16 protein-coding genes are annotated in these 22,518 nt (G+C 64.9%); 14 read left to right on the plus strand and 2 right to left on the minus strand.

Annotation, left to right across the window (positions count from 1 at the left end):
* The first annotated feature begins 64 nt into the window (after window positions 1–64).
* From AC1MBU_RS07740 to AC1MBU_RS07805, 14 genes are all read left to right on the plus strand, one after another.
* Window positions 65–1,036 carry an AAA family ATPase gene (locus AC1MBU_RS07740; RefSeq protein WP_056548647.1) on the plus strand — a complete coding sequence of 324 codons (972 nt, stop codon included), beginning with the start codon at window positions 65–67 and terminating at the stop codon, window positions 1,034–1,036.
* A gap of 15 nt (window positions 1,037–1,051) precedes the next feature.
* Entirely contained in the window at window positions 1,052–2,437 is a 1,386-nt protein-coding gene (locus tag AC1MBU_RS07745) for a DUF58 domain-containing protein (protein WP_277358300.1), read from the plus strand.
* Window positions 2,434–4,860, plus strand: a complete 2,427-nt coding sequence (locus AC1MBU_RS07750) for a transglutaminase TgpA family protein (protein ID WP_479789677.1) — start codon at window positions 2,434–2,436, stop codon at window positions 4,858–4,860. Before AC1MBU_RS07745 ends, AC1MBU_RS07750 begins: the two co-directional genes overlap by 4 nt.
* A gap of 182 nt (window positions 4,861–5,042) precedes the next feature.
* The gene (locus tag AC1MBU_RS07755; protein WP_479789678.1) at window positions 5,043–6,125 is read left to right on the plus strand and encodes an RDD family protein; all 1,083 of its coding nucleotides are present in this window, start codon (window positions 5,043–5,045) and stop codon (window positions 6,123–6,125) included.
* Window positions 6,122–7,000, plus strand: a complete 879-nt coding sequence (locus AC1MBU_RS07760; protein ID WP_277358303.1) for a PP2C family protein-serine/threonine phosphatase — start codon at window positions 6,122–6,124, stop codon at window positions 6,998–7,000. Before AC1MBU_RS07755 ends, AC1MBU_RS07760 begins: the two co-directional genes overlap by 4 nt.
* The gene (locus AC1MBU_RS07765; protein WP_479789679.1) at window positions 6,997–8,718 is read left to right on the plus strand and encodes an FHA domain-containing protein; all 1,722 of its coding nucleotides are present in this window, start codon (window positions 6,997–6,999) and stop codon (window positions 8,716–8,718) included. The genes AC1MBU_RS07760 and AC1MBU_RS07765 overlap by 4 nt, the downstream gene beginning before the upstream one ends.
* Window positions 8,715–10,379 carry a serine/threonine-protein kinase gene (locus AC1MBU_RS07770; protein WP_277358305.1) on the plus strand — a complete coding sequence of 555 codons (1,665 nt, stop codon included), beginning with the start codon at window positions 8,715–8,717 and terminating at the stop codon, window positions 10,377–10,379. Before AC1MBU_RS07765 ends, AC1MBU_RS07770 begins: the two co-directional genes overlap by 4 nt.
* A gap of 16 nt (window positions 10,380–10,395) precedes the next feature.
* On the plus strand, window positions 10,396–11,103 hold the full coding sequence (locus AC1MBU_RS07775) for a flagellar basal body rod protein FlgC (protein ID WP_056548635.1): 708 nt from the start codon (window positions 10,396–10,398) through the stop codon (window positions 11,101–11,103).
* A gap of 56 nt (window positions 11,104–11,159) precedes the next feature.
* Window positions 11,160–15,599: an FtsK/SpoIIIE domain-containing protein gene (locus tag AC1MBU_RS07780; protein WP_479789680.1), complete on the plus strand. Its 4,440-nt coding sequence runs from the start codon at window positions 11,160–11,162 to the stop codon at window positions 15,597–15,599.
* 178 nt (window positions 15,600–15,777) lie between these two features.
* A complete protein-coding gene (locus tag AC1MBU_RS07785; protein ID WP_026544706.1) occupies window positions 15,778–16,047 on the plus strand; it encodes a WXG100 family type VII secretion target in 270 nt (89 codons plus the stop codon).
* A gap of 178 nt (window positions 16,048–16,225) precedes the next feature.
* Window positions 16,226–18,367 carry an NAD-dependent DNA ligase LigA gene (gene ligA, locus AC1MBU_RS07790; protein WP_277358327.1) on the plus strand — a complete coding sequence of 714 codons (2,142 nt, stop codon included), beginning with the start codon at window positions 16,226–16,228 and terminating at the stop codon, window positions 18,365–18,367.
* On the plus strand, window positions 18,364–19,200 hold the full coding sequence (locus AC1MBU_RS07795) for an inositol monophosphatase family protein (protein WP_346028832.1): 837 nt from the start codon (window positions 18,364–18,366) through the stop codon (window positions 19,198–19,200). Before ligA ends, AC1MBU_RS07795 begins: the two co-directional genes overlap by 4 nt.
* Entirely contained in the window at window positions 19,197–19,658 is a 462-nt protein-coding gene (locus tag AC1MBU_RS07800; RefSeq protein ID WP_479789681.1) for a DUF2087 domain-containing protein, read from the plus strand. The genes AC1MBU_RS07795 and AC1MBU_RS07800 overlap by 4 nt, the downstream gene beginning before the upstream one ends.
* A gap of 91 nt (window positions 19,659–19,749) precedes the next feature.
* Window positions 19,750–20,241, plus strand: coding sequence for a GNAT family N-acetyltransferase (locus AC1MBU_RS07805; protein ID WP_346028834.1), 492 nt, complete (start codon window positions 19,750–19,752; stop codon window positions 20,239–20,241).
* Window positions 20,242–20,335: 94 nt separating this feature from the next.
* Here the strand turns inward: AC1MBU_RS07805 and AC1MBU_RS07810 are convergent, their stop codons facing one another.
* Together AC1MBU_RS07810 and AC1MBU_RS07815 are read right to left on the minus strand one after the other, a co-directional pair.
* Window positions 20,336–20,791: an ASCH domain-containing protein gene (locus AC1MBU_RS07810; RefSeq protein ID WP_479789742.1), complete on the minus strand. Its 456-nt coding sequence runs from the start codon at window positions 20,789–20,791 to the stop codon at window positions 20,336–20,338.
* Between the two features lie 138 nt (window positions 20,792–20,929).
* Window positions 20,930–22,495: an HNH endonuclease signature motif containing protein gene (locus AC1MBU_RS07815; RefSeq protein WP_479789682.1), complete on the minus strand. Its 1,566-nt coding sequence runs from the start codon at window positions 22,493–22,495 to the stop codon at window positions 20,930–20,932.
* Window positions 22,496–22,518 lie beyond the last annotated feature (23 nt).

Here is a 22,518-nt window from a genome sequence, read left to right on the forward strand (position 1 = left end):
GTCCTGCACGTATTCTTTCCCGTGGGCAGCACGGATTCCGCAAGAGAAAAAGGAACAGATCATCATGACAATGACCGCTGAACAGGCCGCGTGGTTCGCCGGGACGTTTGACAAGCTGGTTGGCAACGTGGGGCAGGCAGTCCTCGGCAAGTCCCACGTGGTACGGCTTGTCCTGACCGCGATGCTCGCCGAGGGTCATGTGCTGCTCGAGGATGCTCCGGGAACCGGAAAAACCATGCTGGCGCGGTCACTCGCTGCGACGGTGCAGGGAACGCACTCCCGCATCCAGTTCACCCCGGACCTCCTGCCCTCTGATGTCACGGGCATCACCATCTATGACCAGAAGACGCAGGAGTTCGAGTTCCACAAGGGCCCCATCTTCGCGAACATCGTGCTCGCAGACGAGATCAACCGCGCCTCGCCGAAAACCCAGTCGGCGCTGCTGGAGGTCATGGAAGAATCCCGCGTCACAGTGGATGGCGTGAGCTACACCAACGACCGCCCGTTCATGGTGATCGCAACGCAGAACCCGATCGAACAGGCCGGAACCTACCGTCTTCCGGAAGCGCAGCTTGACCGCTTCCTGATCAAGACCATGATCGGCTACCCGGACCATGCCTCCACCGTCCAACTGCTCAGCGGCTCGGCAACCCGTGACCGTTCGGCGGCGCTGACCCCGATCATCACCACCCAGGCCATCAAGGACATGGCGGATCTGGCGACGGAAACCCACGTGGATAACGCGGTGCTCGAGTACATCTCCCGGTTGACGGAGGAGACCCGCTCTGCACCGGAGACGCGTCTCGGAGTGAGTGTGCGCGGAGCACTGGCCATGGTCCGCACAGCGAAGGTCTGGGCTGCCGGCCAGGGCAGGCATTACGTCCTGCCCGACGACGTCAAGGAACTGGCGCCGTACGTGTGGACCCACCGCTTTGTCATGGACCCGGAAGCGGAGTTCGCCGGAGCAACACCCGAGGCCGTCCTGCGCCGCGTGCTTGCCGACGTGTCAGCTCCCCAGCAACGCGCCACCGCCTGACACTCCTGAGGATTCATGGCAACGAACACGGAAACCGCGGAAAAAAGCGCCTCACGACGGCGCGCGGCTGATCCTGCGCGCCGTCGGGCGTCCCAGCCGTCCCCGGAACGGACCGGAAGACAGAAACGCACGGCGTCGTCGTCCCGTCTCCACCCACGGTCACTGACCCGGGAAGCCTGGCAGCTGGCGCGGGACGCAGGCGCGCCGGTGGCCAGCCGGATCCTCGACGGACTGAGGAAATACTGTGGCCCCGTAGTGGGAGTGGTCAGTCCGCTCGGGTGGATCATTGCCGCAACTGTCACCGCACTCTGGATACTCGGCTCTGTCTTCGACTGGCGGGAAGCGCTCGTTGCAGCGCTGCTGGGCACGGTTCTCTTTCTCCTGGCCGTCGGATTCATTCTCGGCCGCTCCTCCTACGCTGTGGAGCTGGACCTGACGCGTACGCGCGTGGCGGTGGGGGACCGCGCCGTCGGAAGCGTTGCCGTCTCCAACACCTCAGCCAAGGCGCTGCTTCCGGCCTCGCTGGAGCTGCCGGTAGGAGCGGCGACGGCAATTTTCCACCTGCCAAGACTCAAGCCGAACCAGCAGCACGAAGACCTGTTCACCATCCCCACGCAGCGCCGCGCCGTCATCGTGGTGGGGCCGGTCCGCTCGGTGCGCGCTGATCCGCTGAGCCTGCTGCGCCGCCAGGTGTTCTGGACCGAACCCACCGACCTGTACGTGCACCCGCGGACGGTGGCGCTGGTCGGCTCGGCGGCCGGCTTCATCAAGGATCTGGAGGGACTGCCCACCAAGGACCTCTCCAGCGCTGACGTCTCCTTCCACGCGCTGCGCGATTACGTACCCGGAGACGACCGCCGCCACATTCACTGGAAGACGACGGCGCGGACCGGCCAGCTCATGGTCCGCCAGTTCGAGGAAACCCGCCGCTCCCACCTCGCCGTTGCCCTCTCAACCAACACATCCGAATACGCATCAGACGCCGAGTTCGAGCTCGGCGTGTCCGTTGCCGGTTCCATCGGACTGCAGGCCATCCGCGAGCAGCGGAACCTGAGCGTGCTCACCCAGGACGGCCCCGTGCGCTCCGAAACCGGGCGCAACCTGCTCGATGACATGACGCGGATCGAGGGCCGGAACCGGCGCCTCACCGCAGTGGACCTTGCGAGGACGACGGCGGATTCGGTACCGAATGCCTCGGTTGTGTTCTTCGTGGTGGGCCCGCACGTCACCCCGTCCCAGCTCCGCTCCGCAGCCGCCTCGGTTCCGCCCGGCATCAGATGCATTGCCATCCGTTGCGTGAGTGACCAGGATCCGGGACGGGCCACGATCGGAGATCTCACCGTGCTCACCCTCGGCAACCTGTCCGACCTCGCCCTCATCCTCCGGAAGGCAGCAGCATGAGCCGCCGTGCGGGACGCTCCGCAAGGACGCTGCCGGGAAGGCTGCAGACCGGCATCGATATCGGCGCCCTGGTCCTCCTTCTCGGTCTCGGAATCGTTGGATTCGGCCCCACTTTCGGCGGGGACCTGCGCTATCTTGCGGCGGGATTCGGTGGGATCGCGATCGGCCTCGTCACGGCCTGGCTGAGCACCCGCCACCGCTGGGGTTTCTGGCCGACTGCAGGGGTCCTGCTGGGCGCCTACCTGGTGCTGGGACACGCGCTGGCCGCGCCGGTGGAATCCTTCCTCGGGTTCCTGCCCACGCTTGAATCGCTGCGGGTCGTGATCGCCGGCGTCGTCTTCTCCTGGAAGGATCTGCTGACGGTCGCGGACCCGGTGGGAATCAGCCGCGGCATGCTTGTGGTGCCTTTCCTTTCAGCCCTCCTGCTCGCGGCGGTCGCCGGGCTGCTGGCCTGGCGCGTGCGCACGCCGTACTGGGTGCTCCTGCCGGTCCTCGGACTGTTCCTCGTCAGCATCGCCTTCGGCACCAACCGGGCAGCGCTGCCGGAACTCCGTGGCATCCTGCTGATCGTCGCAGCAACCGCCTGGCTGGCCTACCGCCGGGACATTGCACGAACTGACCAGACCGGAGCGCTGTCGGCGAATACAGCTGCGCAGCCGGACCCTCCCGGCGTCGGAATCGTTGGAGTTCGCGGTCTTCTCCGCTCCAACACGGCACGCCGGCTGGGACTGGGCGGAGCTGTCCTCGCCGTCGGCACCATTCTTACCCTCGTGGTGAGTCCGGTGCTGGCGGGGAACACGGACCGCGATGTGCTCCGCGACGTCGTCGAGCCTCCGGTTGATCTGTTCGACTACCCCAGCCCACTGACCAGCTTCCGCAAGTACGTCAAGGACCAGGCTGATGAGACGCTCCTGACCGTGGACGGGCTGCCCGAGGGCCAGCGCATCCGGCTCGCCGCGATGGATGCCTACGACGGCGTGGTGTACAACGTGAATCCGCAGGCTGCCGGGAACTTTGCCCGGGTAGGGGATGCGCAGCAGCTCGGCAGCGCGGACGTCGCGGAGGACGAGGGCACCGTCGCCACCCTCGACATCACCATCGAGGCGTACAACGGCGTGTGGCTGCCCACGGGAGGCGAGCTGCTCGGCGTGGATCTGGACGGGCCACGCTCACAGGACCTCAACCGGTCCCTGTACTACAACAATGACGCCTTGACCGCACTGTCCACCATCGGGGTGCAGTCGGGCGACACCTACAGCATCAACGTGGTCTTCCCGGAGGTTCCGGGTGACGAGGTGCTCACCCAGTATGACTTCGCGGACCTTAGCCTCCCGCGCGTCCAGAACGAGCCGCCCATCATCGCGTCCAAGGCGAGCGAATACGTGGGAGAAGTTTCCGACCCGATCGAGCGGGCGCGTCGCCTCGAGCAGGTGCTCAGCTCGCAGGGCTTCTTCAGCAACGGCAAGGACGGTGAAGCGCCGTCCCTGCCCGGCCACGGCGCCGCCCGCATGCTCACCCTTCTTGACGCCGAGCAGATGGTCGGCGACGACGAGCAGTACGCCGTATCGATGGCCCTGATGGCTCGCAAGCTCAACATTCCGGCCCGGGTAGTGATGGGTTTCTACCCCGACTGGGACGAGGTCGAGGACCCTTCAGCGCCCCTCGCCCTCACCGGTGAAGACGTGCACGCCTGGGTGGAGATCGCCTTCGACAATGCCGGCTGGGTTCCGTTCGACCCCACCCCTCCGGAGGACAACGAACCGGTGCCGCCGCAACAGCAGCCCAAGTCCTCGCCTAAGCCGCAGGTTCTCCAGCCTCCGCCGCCGCCGCAGGAACCGGCCGAACTGCCGCCGGATTCCGCACCGGAGCCCCAGGACGCCGAAGACCGCACCAAGGACTTCTGGGATGACTGGGGTCCGCTGGTCCGCGCCATAGCGCTCGCCCTGATCCCGTTGGGTGTCCTGCTGCTTCCGCTGCTGCTCATTCTTCTGCTGAAAGTACGACGGCGGAAGCGGCGCGCGAACATCGGCGCGCCTTCCCAGCGGGTCGGCGGAGGATGGAGCGAGGTGTTGAGCCTCGCTACGGACCTCGGTGCGGAGACCAACGCCAGGGCAACCCGCCGCGAGAGTGCACATGAACTCGGAACGGCTTTTCCCGCCAGCGCAGGATCAACCACGCTCCTCGCACAGCGCGCAGACGCCAACATCTTTGCGTACGGTGAACCGACCGAACGTGAGGTCGAGGAGTACTGGAGCGCCGTCGAGTCATCGTTGGAGGGTATGCGCGGCTCGGTTGGCTGGTTCCGGCGGCAGCGTGCCCGCTTCTCGCCGCGTTCCCTCATCCGGGAGGCGCGGTCAAAGGTGCGTCCGCGCTGCACTGCCCGGGGAGCACGCCGTGGTTCAGAGCGAAGGCAGGACCCGTGAGCGTGGACGGGCTCCAGTGCCCGCGTTGTTCGTCACGGGTGGCCGCCGGCACGGCGTATTGCGTGCGCTGCGGCGCTTCCATTCCCAATCGTGCCCCGCATGTCCGTACAGTGGACCCACCGGGCGGTGCGTTGGCGCATCCTGATGCCCGGATGAACGGTGAGGGAGGAACGCGGGGCACCATGGCTCAGCTCAACCTTGAGAACGGTTCGGCAGGCAAGCGGCTCGGAGCAAAGCTGGTTGACGGTATTCCGCCTGCGCTGATCAGCGGACTGGCCGCCGTGGTCGGTATGCCACTGATTGGCTACGAGCAGGTGTCGGCGAGTTCCGCCGTCGTCGATCTGTCCATGTTTTTCGTTGTGATGGGTGCAGGCAGCCTGCTGGCGCTTGGCTACTGGATCTTCCTCTGGGGCTGGGAAGCGAAAACCGGCAAGACCCCTGGCAACCTGATGTTCGGCCTGCGGACCACCGACGAGGAGGGCTTCGCGCCCGGCTGGCTGGCTGTCTTTCTGCGCAACCTCATCATCGCGCTCTCGGGGATCATTCCGGTGCTTGGCTTCGTGATCGTCATGATCTCCAACCTGTTCGACCCCCACGGGAAGCGTCAGGGCTGGTATGACAAAGCCGCGCGAACGTTTGTGTTCGATGTCCGGCGCGGCCGCAATCCGCTGCTGACCGGAGGAATCAACGGGCCGTCGTCGTTCGCTCCGCAACCGGTTCCGCCTGCCGTCCAGCCCATCCAGTCGCCGGTCGTTGCCCGGCCTGAACCGGTGGCGCGCACAGCAGAACCGGTGCTCTTCCAGCCAGAGAAGGTTCCAACGGGCAGGACGGCCCCGCTTCCTGACTTCGGCACCCTGCACCCCGATGAGGAAGCCGGAGAGACGGTCATGTCCCGGGGGTCCGCGCCGGTGAAAACGTACGCTGAGCCGGCCGGCCGTAAAGCTGTGCGTATCCTGCTCGACGACGGCCGCGACCTGGTGCTGGAATCCGTGGCGCTGATCGGCCGCAACCCTGCAGGGAAGGACAACGAGCCGGCACAGCTGATCCCCGTGAAGGACGAGGGGCGCTCAGTCTCGAAAACCCACCTTCACCTGCGCGTCGACGCGGGCAGGCTGTGGGTGACCGATCGTCATTCAACCAACGGCAGTGCCGTGGGCGGTGCGGACGGTGAACGTACTCCGCTGCCGGGAGGCCAGCCTTCGTGGGCGCCACCCGGTTCCACTGTGTACTTCGGCGACCGCAGCTTCAGGGTGGAACAGGCATGAGCAATTTCGAACAGATGAAGGACCGGAACATCGAACTCACCGTCGGGTACGCGACCGACCGCGGCCTCAAGCGCCAATTGAACGAAGACTCCCTGATTGCGTCCGAGCCGATCTTCGCGGTGGCGGACGGCATGGGCGGGCACGAGGCAGGGGAGGTCGCTTCAGGAATCTGCGTGCGGACCCTGGCGGAGAGCAGCATCATCGGCGAGCATGCCCCGCACTTTTCAGCGGCGGATCTCGAGGAATTGCTGCGCACTGCTGATGAGCACATCCGCTCAGAGACGGGAGGCCGGGCGGGCACTACGCTGTCCGGCGTCGTCCTGGTGGAAGAGTCCGGGATGCCCTACTGGCTCTTCTTCAATGTGGGCGATTCACGCACCTACCGGTTGTGTCAGGGCCGGTTCGGGCAGATTTCCGTTGATCATTCCGAGGTGCAGGAGCTGGTGGACCGCGGCCACATCACGCAGGAGCAGGCCGTTGGCCACCCCAGACGGCATGTCATCACCCGTGCGCTGGGAACGGGTGACGATTCCGAGGCCGACTACTGGCTCATGCCGGTGGAAGAGGACGACAGGATCCTCATCTGCTCGGATGGACTGAGCACCGAGGTCTCCGACGATCGCATCTACACTCTCCTCAGTTCCACGGCCGATCCGCAGCAGGCTGCTGACGCGCTGGTGCAGGAGACTCTCCGCAATGGTGCCCGCGACAACGTGACCGTGGTGGTGATCGACGCCCACGGGATCGACCCCGATGCCGAGCTCCACACCACAGCGCCACGCATGATCGGTGCCGATACCGCTGCTGCGGATGGTCCGAATGGTCCGGGTGCTCCGGACGCTGATGCTTCCAACGCCGAGGTGGAGCGTTCGTGAGCGCAGTCCGTTACCTTCCAGGGGAGGGGTGGCTCAGTGTGGTGCGTTCCGGCGTCGTAGTGCTGGTCCCTGCTGCCACCGCACCTGAGCTGACCGACCGGCTCTGGAACCAACTGGGGGAGAACCCCAATTTGCAGGCTGTGCTGCCGATCGTCGCGGGTGGTTTTGGGCAGGGGCTCGAATCCATGCCTCCGTTCGGTGTGGTGTCCCACACGGACCGGCTCCATGTACTGCTTCGAGGCGATGTTCACCTGAGTGTCGACACCGACGACGGCGGCGCGCAGGTTGAGTTGTCCGGGCAACAGGTGACCACGTGGGTGGAGCGAATCGTCGACGGCGGCGGAAACGGCTTCACGCTGAGCGGCGGCTCTGTCGACGCAGCCGGTTCTATTGGCCCAGGCGGTTATTCCGGGGCAGGCGGGGACACTGCTACCCTGCCGCTTGAGTCAGGAATTGTCCGGGCGTCTGTCGTCTCCGTTAAGTCTTTTGGGCCGGTCGGGCCGGCTGATCCCGTGCGCGCCGAGCCCGAACCCGCTGATCCCGAACGCGCTGTGACGGGTGCTGCTGAGGCTGAGGAACTCGCCACAATCAACCCGAGCCTTTATCTGAGCTCCACTGACGGCGTCGATGAAGACGGCCAACGTGCGGCGGACGGTGCGGACAGCATCGGTGAGGACCAGAACCAGCAGGCCGAACCGGATCCCGAGCTCCAGACCACCGGCTACGACCACCTGTGGGACCAAACTGTCATGCGGCGCGTGGAGGACGCTGCGGTGCGTCCACCTGAGGAAGCTAACCCGTCGAACGAGGTAGACGTTCAGGAGGACGTTGCTCAGGTGCCGGAACAACCGTCACGGCCGTCGGAACGACCACAGCAGGCGGAGCTGTCAGAGCTGTCAGAGCAGTCAGAGCTATCAGAGCTATCAGAGCTGTCAAAGCCACAGCCGGAGCCGTCCACGCCGCCGGCCGATGCGTCGCCGATACCGCTGACTGCACCCGGGCAGCTGATCGACTCCGTACCGTGGGCACGCAAGAGTGCCGGGACCGGCGGAACGGCAACAGGGCCCGCAACCTTAAACAAGTCCGCAACCCCAATCACGCCTGACACGTCGATCACGCCTGACGCCCCCGCACCGAAGCAGCCCCGCGACCTCCCCGACGCCGAAGATCACGATGGCCAGACGATCATGCGCAGCGACCTGCAGGTCCAACCATCGCAGCAGCCTGCCCAACCGGCAGCTGAGCCGCGTCCCGGTACCGGACCTTTGGTGCTGGCGAGGCTGTGCGGGCAGGGTCACGCCAATCCGCCGGAAGCATCGGACTGCAAAGTCTGTTCCCAGCCCCTTGACAGCGAACCGCGTGAGGTCCGCCGGCCAAGTCTTGGCACCATGCGCATTTCAACCGGTGAGGTGGTGGAACTGGACCAGTCGCTGATCATTGGCCGGCAGCCGTCCGTCTCACGGGTTCAGGGCCGTGGTATGCCGAAGCTGGTGCAGGTCACCAGCGCCGGCGGGGATATTTCGCGCTCACACGTCGAGGTGCGGCTCGACGGCTGGCACGTCCTGCTGTGCGATCTCAAGGCCACCAACGGCACGGTGCTGATTCGCGCGGGCCAGCCGCCACGCCGCCTGGGCGAATCGGAGACCGCGTTCCTCCTTGATGGTGATGTCGCCCAGCTCGGTGACGACATCTTCCTGCGCTTCGAGGGCCTGCGATGACTTCACGGCGCGCCGCCGCACCACCGCCGCACATCCCGGGCTACCGCTACGTCAGCCTGCTCGGATCGGGTGGTTTCTCCGACGTGTACCTGTACGAGCAGGACCGTCCGCGCCGTCGCGTAGCCGTCAAGGTCCTGGTGTCCGGTCTGCTGACCGAAGGCGCCCGCAAGGCGTTCGAGTCCGAGGCCAACCTCATGGCCCAGCTCTCCACGCACCCGTATATCGTCACGATCTACGAAGCGAACATCACCGACGACGGGCACTCCTACCTCGCGATGGAGTACTGCTCGCGCCCGAGCCTGGACGTGCGGTACCGCAAGGGGCGGCTCTCGCTGGCCGAAACACTGACGATCGGCATTCAGGTCGCTTCAGCCGTCGAGTCTGCCCACCGCGCCGGCATCGTGCACCGCGACATCAAACCGGCAAATATCCTGGTCACCGAATACAACCGCCCTGCGCTCACGGACTTCGGCATCTCCGGCACCACGGACGGCGGCGCCGATGAGGACCTCGGCATGTCCATCCCCTGGTCCCCGCCGGAAGCATTCGAGGGCGGCAGCGTGGACGGGATCCGGATGGACGTCTGGTCCCTCGGAGCCACCCTCTACACGCTTCTTGCCGGCCGCTCGCCCTTCGTGTTCCCGGGCCTGGACAATTCGCAGAGCCAGTTGATGGACCGCATCGGGTCAATGCCGCTTGCCCCGATCGGCAGGGATGATGTGCCGCAATCCCTGGAGCTTGCGCTGGCAACAGCGATGGCCAAGAACCCGGCCGCCCGCTACAGCTCGGCACACTCCTTTGCGCTTTCGTTGCAGCGGATCCAGACGGAACTGGGCATCTCGGTCACCCCGTTTGAAGTTCTGGATGACACCGAACACGTGTATCAGAACGACGACGGCGCCGAAGCCACCCGCGTGCGCAAGGTCGTCTCCATCGACCCGGAGTCTTCCACCTTTTCACCCACCTTCCCGACGGCGTCACCCACCGCGCCCAGTCGCCCTTCGCACGGTTCCGTGCCCACCTACTCCGCGCCGTCGTCGTCCATGTCCTCCAGGGTCGACCAACCTCCAGCAGCGGAGGACGCGGCAGACAATAGCGCAACCGAAGACCACGCGTGGCGGGACCGCACCATCCTCCGTGGGGGTGAGCCGCAGGGCGACTCCGTCCGTCTGGATACGACGCTCGGCAGGCCCGTGGGTACGGGGCTGGAAGCCGCTCCAGCCGACGCCGAACCTGTCCGTCGCAAGCGCAGCCCACTGGTGGGCATCCTGCTGGGGCTGGTGCTGCTGGCCGGCGTCGGAATCGGGGTATTCGCCATCGTGAACGGGCAACCGGAAGACCAACCGACCGTGGCACCGCCCACCCAGCCGCCGCCGGACGCGCTGGCCGGTGTTGAGGGCGTTGTGCCGGCGCCCACGGGTATCACCGCAGGGGAGTCCGGCAACACTGTTGTCTTCACCTGGACCAATCCCGATCCGCAGGAAGGTGACGTGTACCGCTTCCGGACCGTGACCGTCACCGAGGAGGGGGACTGGGACCGCACAGTGCAGACCGAGGCGCCCGTCGCGGCCAATCCGGACGGACGCACCTGCGCTGATATACAGATAGTGCGGGCAAACGGAACTGCTTCCGAGCCCGAACGCGCCTGCTGGCCTGAGTGAGTTGAAGGGAATACCCGTGGGGGAACTGGCAATAGATTATTGCGGTGAGTGGCATGAGCCGAAGGACGGAGAGCCGTTCAACATCGGTCGCGAAGGCGATCTTGAGGTGGACGACAATCCGTACCTACACCGCAAGTTCCTCCAGATTGCCCATCAGAACGGAATCTGGTGGCTCAATAACGTGGGCACCATGCTCTCGGCCACCGTTGCGGACACCACCGGCGGAATGCAGGCGTGGGTTGCGCCCGGTGCCAGGATTCCGCTGGTCTTCGGGCAGACCCGCGTTGTCTTCACGGCCGGCCCCACTACCTACGAGTTCGACGTGCACCTCAAGACCCCCGCCTTCCGCCAGGAGCGCCAGGTCGACGACGGCTCCGGGACAACGACGATCGGCCCGGTTCGCTTCACCGATTCGCAGCGTGCGCTGATCGTAGCGCTCGCTGAACCGATGCTGCGCCGTGAAGGGACCGGGTTCAGTTCCATTCCATCCTCTGCGGCGGCTGCGCAACGGTTGGGCTGGGCGCTGACCAAGTTCAACCGCAAGCTGGACAACGTGTGCGACAAACTGGACCGGGTGGGAGTCGTGGGCCTGCGCGGCGGCGGCGGCAAGCTCGCCACCAACCGGCGCGCCCGGCTGGTGGAACATGCCGTGACCTCGCACCTGGTCACGCCCGAGGACCTCGATCTGCTCGAAACCATGAAGGGCAAGGCGGATGAGGACTGAGCTGTCCGCGCCGTTCCGTCCTGACGTCCACCTCAACCACCCGGAGTGTTCCTGACATGTTGCTGCGCCTCACCCTGCGGCGTGATCCTGACCCCGCGAAGGATCTCGCTGTCACCGTGGACGGGCTCGCTACCGTAAGCGATGTTGCCCGCGAGCTGTATGTGGCTGATCCGGCGCGTGCGGGGGCTGAACCTCCTGGTCAGTTGTCCCTGACAGTCGAGGAGTCCTACGTTGCCGGCGGCATGCGCGGCCGAACGCTCAATCCCGACGTCAGCCTGTTTGAATCGGGTCTGCGGCCCGGCTCCGCCGTGACTATCAGCCGGGTCAGCGACCAGTTCAACGTGCCGGGACAGGACCGGGGGCCGGCGGTCGCCACGCTACGGGTTCTGTCAGGGCCCGACGCCGGCAAGGAATTTTCGCTGCCGGCCGGCGCCAGCTACCTGGGCCGGGACCGCAACTGCGATATCCGCTTCGCCGATCCGATGATGTCCAAGCGGCACGCGCGGATCAACGTGGCCGACGGCATTGAAATCATTGACACGAACTCCGCGAACGGCCTCCTCATGGGCGGCACGAGGGTGGAGCGGACAACCCTGACCAGCGCGGATGAGATCACGCTGGGAGACACCACCCTTGCAGTGGTGCCGCTGACCCGCGCCTACTCCGCCGATCCCACCAACCCGCTCATAGAGTTCAACCGCTCGCCGCGCGTTGTACCGGCCTTCGTCGAAAAGCCCAAGCAGATTCCGGCGGGCCCGAGGCGGCCGAATCCCATGCGCTTCCCCTACCTGCTGCTCATTGCGCCGATCCTGCTGGGCGCCATCATGTTCTCCATTACACGCAGCCCGTTCAGCCTGATTTTCATTCTCATGATGCCGATGATCCTGGTGGGCAGCTACCTCGACCAGCGGATCAACGCCAAGCGGACCTTCCGGGAGGCTGTGGCGCAGTTCCGCGACTCGATGGCGTTCTTCCGCAGCGACATCGAAAGGACACGGAAAGTAGAGCGTGCCGTCCGGCATGCCGAGGCGCCCTCGGTGGCGGACACGGTCGACGCCGTCTACAAACTGGGCCCACTGCTGTGGACGCACCGCCCGGAGCACGACTTCTTCCTGAGCCTGCGGTTCGGTACCGGCCGTGCACCGTCCCGGATCGAGCTGTCTGAACCTGCCGGCTCAGACACACTGCCCGAGTTCTCCGAGGAGATCCGCGACGCCGCAGAGGAGTACGCCTACATTGACGACGTACCCATCGTGGCGAATCTCCGTCTGTCCGGCGCACTGGGCGTCGCTGGGGCACGCGGGATCGTTGACGACGTAGCACGCGGACTGGTCATCCAGGCGATCGGGCTGCATTCACCGGCCGAGCTGACCGTTGTTGCGTTGACCTCGGTGCAGTCGAAGGAACGGTGGGGTTGGCTGCAGTGGCTCCCGCACACCGGCTCAGTCCACAGCCCGTTGACCGGTGACCATCTGGCGGCCGGACCGGCCGCGGCGGGACTGCTGTTGTCCCGGCTGGAGGACCTCGTCTCGGTCCGCGCTGCCGAACGCTCGGGGGTCGCGCTTCGCGGGCGGTTGGACCCCACGAAGGAAGTGGAACAGCCTGTGCCGGTCACGCCGTCGGTCCTCGTGGTCGTGGAGGACGATGTCACGGTTGACCGCGCCCGCCTGACCAGAGTTGCCGAGGCAGGAGCGGACGTCGGCGTCCATGTTGTGTGGGTTGCCGGGACGGTTGCGGCGCTGCCGGCGGCCTGCCGCGACTTCCTCTTTGTCGACGGCGACGCGGCGAATGTCAGCGGCCAGGTGCGGTTGGGTGAACTGTCGACGCCGGTCAGCTGCGAAAGCGTGGATCTTGAGCTGGCAGGGCAGCTGGCGCGGATGCTGACTCCCGTCGTCGACGTCGGCAAGCCTGTGGAGGATGATTCGGATCTTCCGCGTGCAGTCTCCTACGTGACGTTGGCGGGGAATGAACTGGTGGAGGCGACGACGGCGGTCGCCGACCGCTGGACGGAGAATAACTCGGTGGCGTCCCGTGCGCTGCCCAACCGGAAGCACCAGGGATCGCTTCGTGCACTGGTGGGTTCGAAGGGCGTCGAGCCGATGTACCTGGACCTCAAGACCGAGGGCCCGCACGCACTGGTCGGGGGAACCACCGGCGCCGGCAAGTCCGAGTTCCTGCAGTCCTGGGTGCTCGGCATGGCCGCTGCGTACAGTCCTGACCGGCTCACGTTCCTGTTTGTCGACTACAAGGGTGGAGCGGCGTTCGCCGACTGCGTGAAGTTGCCGCACACGGTAGGGCTGGTCACGGACCTGTCGCCGCACCTGGTGCGGCGGGCGCTGACCTCGCTGCGGGCCGAGCTGCACTACCGGGAACACCTGTTCAACCGCAAGAAGGCCAAGGACCTGTTGGCCATGGAGCGGGATGCGGATCCGGAGACGCCGCCCTCCCTTGTCATCGTTGTGGACGAATTCGCGGCGCTCGCCCGCGAAGTGCCGGAGTTTGTCGACGGGGTGGTCGATATAGCGGCGCGCGGTCGGTCACTCGGCCTGCACCTGATCCTGGCAACGCAACGGCCGTCCGGTGTCATCAAGGACAACCTGCGCGCCAACACCAACCTCCGGATTGCTTTGCGGATGGCTGACACGGATGATTCACAGGACATCCTCGGGACGCCGATGGCTGCCTACTTCAGCCCCACCATTCCGGGCCGTGGTGCTGCCAAGACGGGGCCCGGCCGCATCCAGAGCTTCCAGACGGGCTATGCGGGGGGCTGGACCACGCGTGCGCCTGCGCGTCCGCGCATCGACGTGGTCGAGATGAATTTCGGCTCAGGCACGAGGTGGGAGTCTGCAGCTGATGAGGTTGTCTCCGAGCCGGGTGGGCCGAATGACATCGCGCGGATCGTGGGCAATGTTTCCCAGGCGGCGCTGGAGCTTGGCATCAAACCGCCGCGCAAGCCCTGGCTGGCCGAACTGGCCGAGGCATACGACTTCTCGAAGCTGCCCAACCCGCGTACCGATGAATCGCTGCTGCTTGGCGTCACTGATGATCCGGAGCACCAGGAGCAGCCCACGGTCTTCTACCAGCCGGATGTCGACGGGAATTTGGCGATCCTTGGATCCGGTGGGTCCGGCAAGTCCACCGCCCTGCGGACACTCGCCATCGGGTGTGCTGTGACGGTGCGGGGTGGTCCGGTGCAGGTGTACGGCATTGACTGCGCGTCCAATGGGCTGCAGATGCTCGGTCAGTTGCCCCACGTGGGCGCGATCCTTGACGGGGATGATTCCGAGCGGATCGGCAGGCTGCTCCGGTACCTGCGCGGAATCATCACCGAGCGTGCAGACCGGTTCGCCGAGGTGCGGGCCGGAAGTATCTCCGAGTACCGGAGGCTGGCTGGCCGGCCGGACGAACCGAGAATCCTGCTCCTGGTCGACGGCATCACCACCTTCCGGGAGACCTACGAGTTCAAGGGGCGGGAGCGCCACTTCGAACTGTTCCAGCAGATCGCGACCGATGGCCGTCCCCTGGGTGTGCACATTGTCGTGACCGGTGAACGCACCAATTCACTGCCGCCGTCGTTGGCGTCATCGATCAGCCGCCGGATCATCCTGCGGATGGCAGGCAAGGACGACTACTCGACCCTCGGGGTGCCGCGCGACGTACTTTCGAGCTCGTCTCCACCCGGGCGCGGGCTGCTCGACGGGCTGGAGGTGCAGCTCGCCGTCTTCGGCGGCAACGCCAACCTGGAACTCCAGGCTCGCGAGGTCGAACGCATGCGTGATGCCATGCTGCGCCAGGGCGTTCCGCAGGCGCCCGGCGTGCTCAGCCTGCCGGAGTCGATCGATCTGGACGTGCTGCCGGAGGCGCAGGCGGGTTCAGCAGTGATCGGCGTCGACGACTTCAACCTCGAGCCTGCAGCCGTTGCTGCAACCGGGGCCTTCATGGTGTCCGGCCCGCCTGGGTCCGGGCGGACCGTCGCGCTCGTGACGCTGGCAGCGGCGCTGCAGAAGTCGTCGCCGAATGTCAGGCGGATCTACCTCGGTGCGCGGCGATCGACGGTGGCGTCGCTCGGGCTGTGGGACGAGGCCCATGTAACGGCGGCACTGGTACAGCCGGAGCTAGCGCGGCTCGCAACCTTGGCGGACGGCGCCGAAGGATCGGTGGCGTTCTTTATCGAGGGACTGACGGAGTTCAGCGATTCGCTGGCGGAACTCGAGCTGGGCTCGCTGGTGAAGGCTGCAGTGAAAGCCGGGCAATGGGTGGTCGGGGAGGCTGAGACCTCAACCTGGTCCAGCGCCTGGAACCTGTCCGGTCCGTTCAAGTCGGGCAGGCGGGGGCTTCTGCTCAACCCGAACGAGCTCGACGGCGACACGCTCCTGAACACGTCGCTCGGACGGACGGCCGGAAACCGCTTCATTCCGGGCCGCGGGTACGTGATCGGCCGTGGAAAGGCCTACAAGCTACAGGTCGCTACAACCATGGGCGGCCTGGACTGACACGCCGATCCAGCCCGTACGTGGGGAGTGCTGCTTGGGGAGCGGTCCCCATCGACACCGGCAAGCGGGCTTGGATAGGTTGTAGTTGGTCGCTCAGCAGGGGAGCCCGCGAGGGATATCCCGGCTTGGGCAGGCGGTTCCGGAAATGCCGGACCGCCACAGACGAAAGGTGGGGACAATGAGCAACGTTACACACGGTAACAACCCGGAGCAGATGGGACAGCTGGCACAGCTGCTTACCCAGAAGTCCGAAGAACTGAACCAGACCGCCAACCAGCTGACGCAGCAGCTTGGCAACACAGCCTGGGTTGGCCCGGATTCCGAGCGCTTCCGCGGCGAGTGGGAAACCCACCGCGCGCAGCTGACCCAGATTGCAGCCCAGCTGCAGGAAGTCAGCGCAACCGTACAGCGCAACCGCCAGGATCAGGAAGCAACCTCCAACGCGTAGGTTCTTTCGGACGGCTGAACGGCCCGCGGCTTCGGCTGCGGGCCGTTTGCGTTGACCCATCCTTCAACGCGGGCAAGTGTCGGAGGTCTGGGGCAAGATAGGAAGCGTGGCCACAGTGAACCAACACGCCGATGCGCATTCCGAAGCAGGTCCCAACGTCGAGCTGCCCGCCGGCGAGGTGCCGGATGACTCCCTGAAGGAGGAATACGGCAGCCTGGTTGAGGAGGTTCGGCGTCACCGTTTCGCGTACTACAACGAGAATGCGCCGCTGGTCTCGGACGCAGAGTTCGATGAACTGTTCCGCCGGTTGGAACAGATCGAGGCAGAGCACCCGGAGCTGATCTCCAATGATTCCCCTACACAGGAGGTCGGCGGGGATGTGTCTGCCGCCTTCTCGCCCGTGCAGCATCTGCAACGGATGTACAGCCTGGAAGACGTATTCTCCACGGATGAGCTCGAGGCATGGGTCCGGCGTGCCGAGGCCAGTATCGAGTCGCAGCGTCCGGGAAGCGGCGTGTCGTGGCTGACCGAGCTGAAAATTGACGGCCTCGCGGTCAACCTTCTCTACCGCAACGGGGAACTAGTCCGGGCAGCAACCCGCGGTGACGGAGCAACCGGAGAGGACATCACGCACAATGTCCTCACGATCAAGACAATCCCGCGCAGGCTCAAGGGCTCCGAGCATCCGGCGGAGGTGGAGATCCGGGGCGAGGTGTTCTTTCCCTCGAAGGAATTCACCCAGCTCAACGAGTCGATGGTTGAAGCAGGCAAGGCACCGTTCGCCAATCCCCGCAATGCAGCGGCAGGTTCACTTCGGCAAAAGGACCCGGCGCTCACTGCCCAGCGGCCGCTGGACATGTATGTGCACGGGATCGGTGCGCGCGAGGGTCTGCAAGCCGAAAGCCAGTCGGAAACTTACGGCTTGCTTGAGCAGTGGGGGCTGCCCGTCTCGCCGTACTTCAAGGTGCTCGGTTCCTATCAGGAGGTCCTCGACTTCATTCAGCACTATGGCGAGCACCGTCATGATCTGCTGCATGAAATTGACGGGATTGTTGTCAAAGTAGACAGCTTCGCCCTGCAGCGGGCCCTCGGACACACCTCCCGTGTGCCGCGGTGGGCTGTCGCGTACAAGTATCCGCCGGAGGAAGTGAACACCAAGCTCCTGGATATCCGGGTCAATGTGGGCCGCACCGGGCGCGTGACGCCCTACGGCATGATGGTTCCCGTGAAGGTCGCAGGCTCCACCGTGGAGATGGCCACACTGCACAACCAGGAGGTCGTCAAGGCCAAGGGAGTGCTCATCGGTGACATCGTGGTGCTCCGTAAGGCCGGCGATGTCATTCCGGAAATTGTCGGTCCGGTAGTGGCGCTTCGCTCGAAGCAGGATCCGCCGCCCCACGAGTTTGTGATGCCTACCGAGTGTCCCTCCTGCGGGACACCGTTGGCACCTGCAAAAGAGGGCGACGTCGACATCCGCTGTCCCAACGCAAAGTCCTGTCCATCCCAGCTGCGGGAGAGGGTCTTTCACGTAGCAGGCCGCGGTGCCTTCGACATTGAGGCGCTGGGCTGGGAAGCGGCGATCGCCCTCACCCAGCCCGCTGAACCTCACGAACCGCCGCTGACCACCGAAGCGAACCTGTTCAGGCTGACCCCCGAAAAGCTCGCCGATGTGCGAATCCTTCGGGACAAAAAGATCAAGGGGGTGGTCAGCGGCCAGGAACTCGTTCCCTATTTCTATACGCGTGGAACAGCAAAGAAACCTTCGGAACCAACCGCGAACACACGGAAGCTGTTCGCGGAGCTGGAAAAAGCCAAATCGCAGCCGCTGTGGCGTGTGCTGGTTGCGCTGTCCATCCGCCATGTCGGGCCAACGGCGTCGCGGGCACTGGCCACGGCATTCGGTTCGATGGATCGGATCCGCGGTGCCAGCGAAGAGGAACTTGCCAATGTCGACGGCGTCGGTCCAACTATCGCGGCAGCTCTGAAGGAGTGGTTCGCGGAGGACTGGCACTGCGAGATCGTCGACCGGTGGGCAGAAGACGGAGTTCGCATGGCGGATGAGGTGGATGAGTCCATGCCACGCACGCTGGAGGGGCTCACCGTCGTCGTCACCGGTTCTCTAGAGGGTTTCAGCCGTGACGAAGCGAAAGAAGCCATCATTCAGCGCGGAGGCAAGGCGTCGGGTTCGGTGTCGAAGAACACCAGTTACGTGGTGGCGGGGGAAAACGCGGGAACCAAGCTGGACAAGGCTGAGCAGCTTGGACTGCCGGTCCTGGATGAAGACGGTTTCCGGAAGCTGCTTGAGGAGGGAAGCGTATGAATACCAGTGCCAGCCCGGCAGAACTGCTGCACGTCGCGTTGCAGGCCGCTGAAGCGGGTGCGGCAGTGTTGCGGAAGCGCGGTGAGGGTGAGCTTCAGGCGGAGAACAAGAGTTCGGACAGTGACTGGGTGACGGCTTTCGACACGGCAGCCGAGCGGGCCGTCCGTGATGTGATCTGGCGGTCCCGTCCGCATGATGCGATCACCGGCGAGGAGTACGGGACCACCGTGCCTGAAGGATCATCTTCCGGCGTCCGCTGGTCCATAGACCCACTTGATGGAACCACCAATTTCATCCGGAACATCGTCTACTACGGTACGTCTGTAGCAGCCGTGGACAACGACGGCGTGTGGCTGGCGGGCGTCGTTCATGCGCCTGCGCTGGACCGGGTGTACTGGGCATCGCACGGGCAGGGAGCATGGGTACGTGAACGGGGTGCCGTGCGGCAGCTGCACGGTCCGGCTGAAGGCAGGCCGGGCACGCTGGTGGGGAGTGGCTTCACCTACAACCCGGGGCAGCGTTCCCAGCAGCTGGGTGAACTGGGTGAGCTGCTGGCGGGGCACGGTGATCTGCGGCGGATCGGGTCGGCTGCTCTGGATTTGTGCATGGTGGCTGACGGCACGCTGGATGCCTATGTCGAGCGAGGATTGAACGAGCATGACTGGGCGGCCGGTGCGCTGATTGCCGAGGAAGCAGGCGTGGCCGTACGTCGGCCCGGCATTACGTCCGTCCTCGATGGCGGGCCGGATGAAGCCGAGCGCTTCTCGGCTTTCACAGTGGCTGGTCCGCAGTCGGTTATTGATGTTACGGAACGTCTGGAGCTCAGGACATGACGGTCAGTTGGCAGAAGGTCTTTTCGACGCTGGCCTCAGAACCTCTTCGGGAAGCGTATGCGCGGGCCATTCTTGGTGAGGACGTCAGCGCCCGGTCCAGGGAGTTTTCGAAGCTCGTTGAATCGGCGCTGCTGTTGAGCGATGGATCCGTCAATGACGGGATGTTCAAGGACGTACTGGGTTCTGCGGCGGGTGCGCGGCCACGGGGAGTGGACCGGTTCTTTCACGAGGGCAGACTCGATGGATTGCCGGCGGGCCAGGAGGACCGGTTGGCGGTGCTGGAGCACCTTGCCGATCGCTTGTTCCCGCTTGATCAGGAGCTGGATGAGCCGGCAGTGAACCTATTGATAGCGACGGTTACGGGGGACATCCCGACTCTTCGGCGTGCGCTTGTCGACTTCGGGTTTCTCGTGCGCAACCCAGACGGAACGCGGTACCGGAGAGCGCCTGCCGGCTAAATTAATCTGATCGTTGCATTCGTCCGGCGCTCGCGGTTCGTTGGTCTGCCACACTCAGATCATCGCTCGTCCAACGCAAGAGGAGGCGTCCATGGACATTAATATCAGGTCGGCGGACAGGAACGATTTCGCAGAGATCCGGCGTATCACTGTGGCCGCCTATTCGGATGCCGGCTACATCGACGATGAGTACGCATACAACCACATCCTGGCGGCGATTGAGGAGGGGTACTCCGGGTCATCATTACTGGTTGCGGAATCGGCCGGAAAAATTATGGGATCGGTTTTTGTTACGAGGGCCGGCGGTGATTTCAGCGATGTCGCGCATGACGGTGAACTCGAGTTTCGGATGCTCGCAGTTGAGCCCGGCGAACAGCACAAGGGGATCGGGCACGCGCTGGTGGCGGCCGTGATCGAGCGGGCTCGCATGGATCCTGACGTGTCGGCGGTTGTCCTGACCATCGCACCGAACATGGATGGACAGCACAAGTTGTACGAGTCAATGGACTTTGTCCGAGTTCCTGCCCGGAACTTTCTCTTGTCCGACACTTTTGCGTTGCACGTCTACAAGTTGACTCTTTAGGACCGTTTCGCCGGATCGTCGGATCGCCGTGTCGTCGGATCGCTGGATCGCCGGAGTGCCGGAGTCCGCCGGGAGTCAGCGGGTTTCACCGGAGTCAGTCAGCGTGTTCCGGTGGCCAGGTGACAGCGAAGCGCTCGAAGATAATCTCGTCATCCTCTGACCAATGCCGGCCGCTAGCGGCGCTGACACGTGTGAAGTAGCGCCGGTGTTCGTGCTGCCAGCTTGCGAGGGTTCCGTCGTCTTCGCCTTCGTCGGCGGCGAAGGCCGCGTCAGCACTGGTGAAAGGGCCGATACGAAGCTCTGTGCTGCGGATGATGATGCGGGGGTTTCCTTCGCTGTCGCACGCAACCCAGTGGGAACCGATGCGCGGTAGCTCGTCACCGCGTGCCAGGAATTCAGCGACGAGATCCGCGGTAGCCCGTTTCCGACCGCCGATGACCAGGCTCAGGAGCTCGTCGGCCAACCACTTCGAATCACCAAAGTGATCAACCGTGTATTCGGGCGAGGCAGCTACTGCTTCGGGATGTGCTTGGGCATAAGCGTTCCACATGAGGCTGACTGCTGAGAGATCGGGTGGAGAGACTGGTTCAGGCTGCACGTCATCATGGTCGCAGGCAGCATCAGCCGGCCGCAATAGCTGTAAACGACAGGTCTGGGGACTGCTCCTCTGCTACTCGCGCGTGATCGCTCAGCCGCGTGATTGCTCGGCCGTCTGCTTTCCAGCCGGGTGCGATTGTTCAGCAGAGTGTCCAGTAGTGGTTGCGTTGGGGTTGTTGGTGTGGGTCGAGGTGTGGGGTGGGATGAACGAGGGGAGGCGGTCCCGTATCTGGATGGTCCATTCGTTTTGATGGATCAGATGGTGGTGGTGGCTGCACAGAAGTATTCCGTTGTCGGTGCTGGTGGTTCCGCCGTGTGACCAGGGTTGGATGTGGTGGGCTTCGGTCCAGTGGGCGGGCATGGTGCAGGTGGGGAAGGCGCAGCCTTGGTCTCGGGCGATGAGGGCTTTGCGTTGTTTGGCTGTGAAGAGCCGTTGTGGGCGGCCGAGGTTGAGGATTTCGCCTTGTCCGCCGAGGACGACCGGGATGATGTCGGCGTCGCAGGCGATTTTGCGGGCTGTGCGGGCGTTGACGGGCCCGGTGTAGGCGAGTGATGCCCCGGCGGTGGGGGAGAAGGTGCCGGTACTCATTTCGAGGTCGCCGAGGAGTGTTTGGTAGTCGATGGTCACGAGTACCTGCGGCCGCTGCCCGCCGGTGGCCGGGAGTTTGTCGGTGGCCAGGGCTAGTTGGCAGGCTCCGACGAGTCCGTCCAGGAGCAGCTGGGCGCGGGTTCTGGTCTCGATTGCCGCGGCGTCGCTTCCGCTGTCTCCGGGGTTGGTGGTTCGGGGGTTGGTGGCGGTGTTCATGATGGTGGTGAGGTATTCGTATTGTTCATCGGTGGCGGCGATGTCGAGTAGGTGGAGGCCGCGTTTTTTGCCGCGGAGGAATACGCCTTGGCGGGCGGTGAGTTCCTTCTCGCTCGGTTCCGGTCCGCCGGGGTCCAAGTGTGCTTCGACGCGGCCGATGAGTTTGGTGAGGAAATCGGGATCGAAGCGGGTGGCGCTGGCGGTGAGTTGGGCTTCGATCGTGTTGAGCACGGCTGGTTCGGTGGTGAACTGTGCGCGGTCCAGTGCGCTGCTGATCATGGTGGCTGCTTTGCCGGACACCACTCCGGCTGAGACCGCCGCTGCGAGGTGTGCACAGGCGGCGGGTAGGGGTTCTCCGGTGAGTGTGGTGCGGGGGATGAGTTTCGCGCCGAGGCGGAGCCGGCGGTTGGCTTCGCTTCTGCTGATCCGTAGCCGGTCCTGCAGGTATCCGGCGGTGCACCGGTAGGCCGAACGCCCACCGGACTGACCGGACAAACCGAACGCGAAACCGACACCACCGGTGGGGGTCCCGTCGTCGTCGGTCGTGGTGTTGTTGGTGTCGGTGGGCTTGCCGCCCGCTGCGGCGCTGCTGCGATCCACTGCCGTTGCCGCAACGAGCTGAAGGTACTCGACCGTCCGGGACAGATCCTCGATCCCGGTCAAATGCTCGGCGAGTTTATCCTGTCCCATTCCCGCGAACTCGGCCACCAAACGCGAGGTGTACGCGGCAAGGAGCTGCTTCAGCTCGCTGATCGAAGGTTCGGAGCAACCGGCCGGATCATCGAATCCGAAGGCTGGGAGAGCGCGCAGCCGTTCGCCGGGGAGGACGTCGAGTGCGGCTGTCAGGCTCATACCTCATTCTATTAGAAGACATC

The sequence above is a fragment of the Arthrobacter sp. PTI12 genome (genome assembly GCF_056679915.1).

What these genes read in the sequence shown, in the direction of transcription:
- AC1MBU_RS07740 (WP_056548647.1), top strand. Translation starts at nt 65, where the DNA reads ATGACAATGACCGCTGAACAGGCCGCGTGGTTCGCCGGGACGTTTGAC.
- AC1MBU_RS07745 (WP_277358300.1), top strand. Translation starts at nt 1,052, where the DNA reads ATGGCAACGAACACGGAAACCGCGGAAAAAAGCGCCTCACGACGGCGC.
- AC1MBU_RS07750 (WP_479789677.1), top strand. Translation starts at nt 2,434, where the DNA reads ATGAGCCGCCGTGCGGGACGCTCCGCAAGGACGCTGCCGGGAAGGCTG.
- AC1MBU_RS07755 (WP_479789678.1), top strand. Translation starts at nt 5,043, where the DNA reads ATGGCTCAGCTCAACCTTGAGAACGGTTCGGCAGGCAAGCGGCTCGGA.
- AC1MBU_RS07760 (WP_277358303.1), top strand. Translation starts at nt 6,122, where the DNA reads ATGAGCAATTTCGAACAGATGAAGGACCGGAACATCGAACTCACCGTC.
- AC1MBU_RS07770 (WP_277358305.1), top strand. Translation starts at nt 8,715, where the DNA reads ATGACTTCACGGCGCGCCGCCGCACCACCGCCGCACATCCCGGGCTAC.
- AC1MBU_RS07780 (WP_479789680.1), top strand. Translation starts at nt 11,160, where the DNA reads ATGTTGCTGCGCCTCACCCTGCGGCGTGATCCTGACCCCGCGAAGGAT.
- AC1MBU_RS07785 (WP_026544706.1), top strand. Translation starts at nt 15,778, where the DNA reads ATGAGCAACGTTACACACGGTAACAACCCGGAGCAGATGGGACAGCTG.
- AC1MBU_RS07795 (WP_346028832.1), top strand. Translation starts at nt 18,364, where the DNA reads ATGAATACCAGTGCCAGCCCGGCAGAACTGCTGCACGTCGCGTTGCAG.
- AC1MBU_RS07800 (WP_479789681.1), top strand. Translation starts at nt 19,197, where the DNA reads ATGACGGTCAGTTGGCAGAAGGTCTTTTCGACGCTGGCCTCAGAACCT.
- AC1MBU_RS07805 (WP_346028834.1), top strand. Translation starts at nt 19,750, where the DNA reads ATGGACATTAATATCAGGTCGGCGGACAGGAACGATTTCGCAGAGATC.
- AC1MBU_RS07810 (WP_479789742.1), bottom strand. Translation starts at nt 20,791, where the DNA reads ATGTGGAACGCTTATGCCCAAGCACATCCCGAAGCAGTAGCTGCCTCG.
- AC1MBU_RS07815 (WP_479789682.1), bottom strand. Translation starts at nt 22,495, where the DNA reads ATGAGCCTGACAGCCGCACTCGACGTCCTCCCCGGCGAACGGCTGCGC.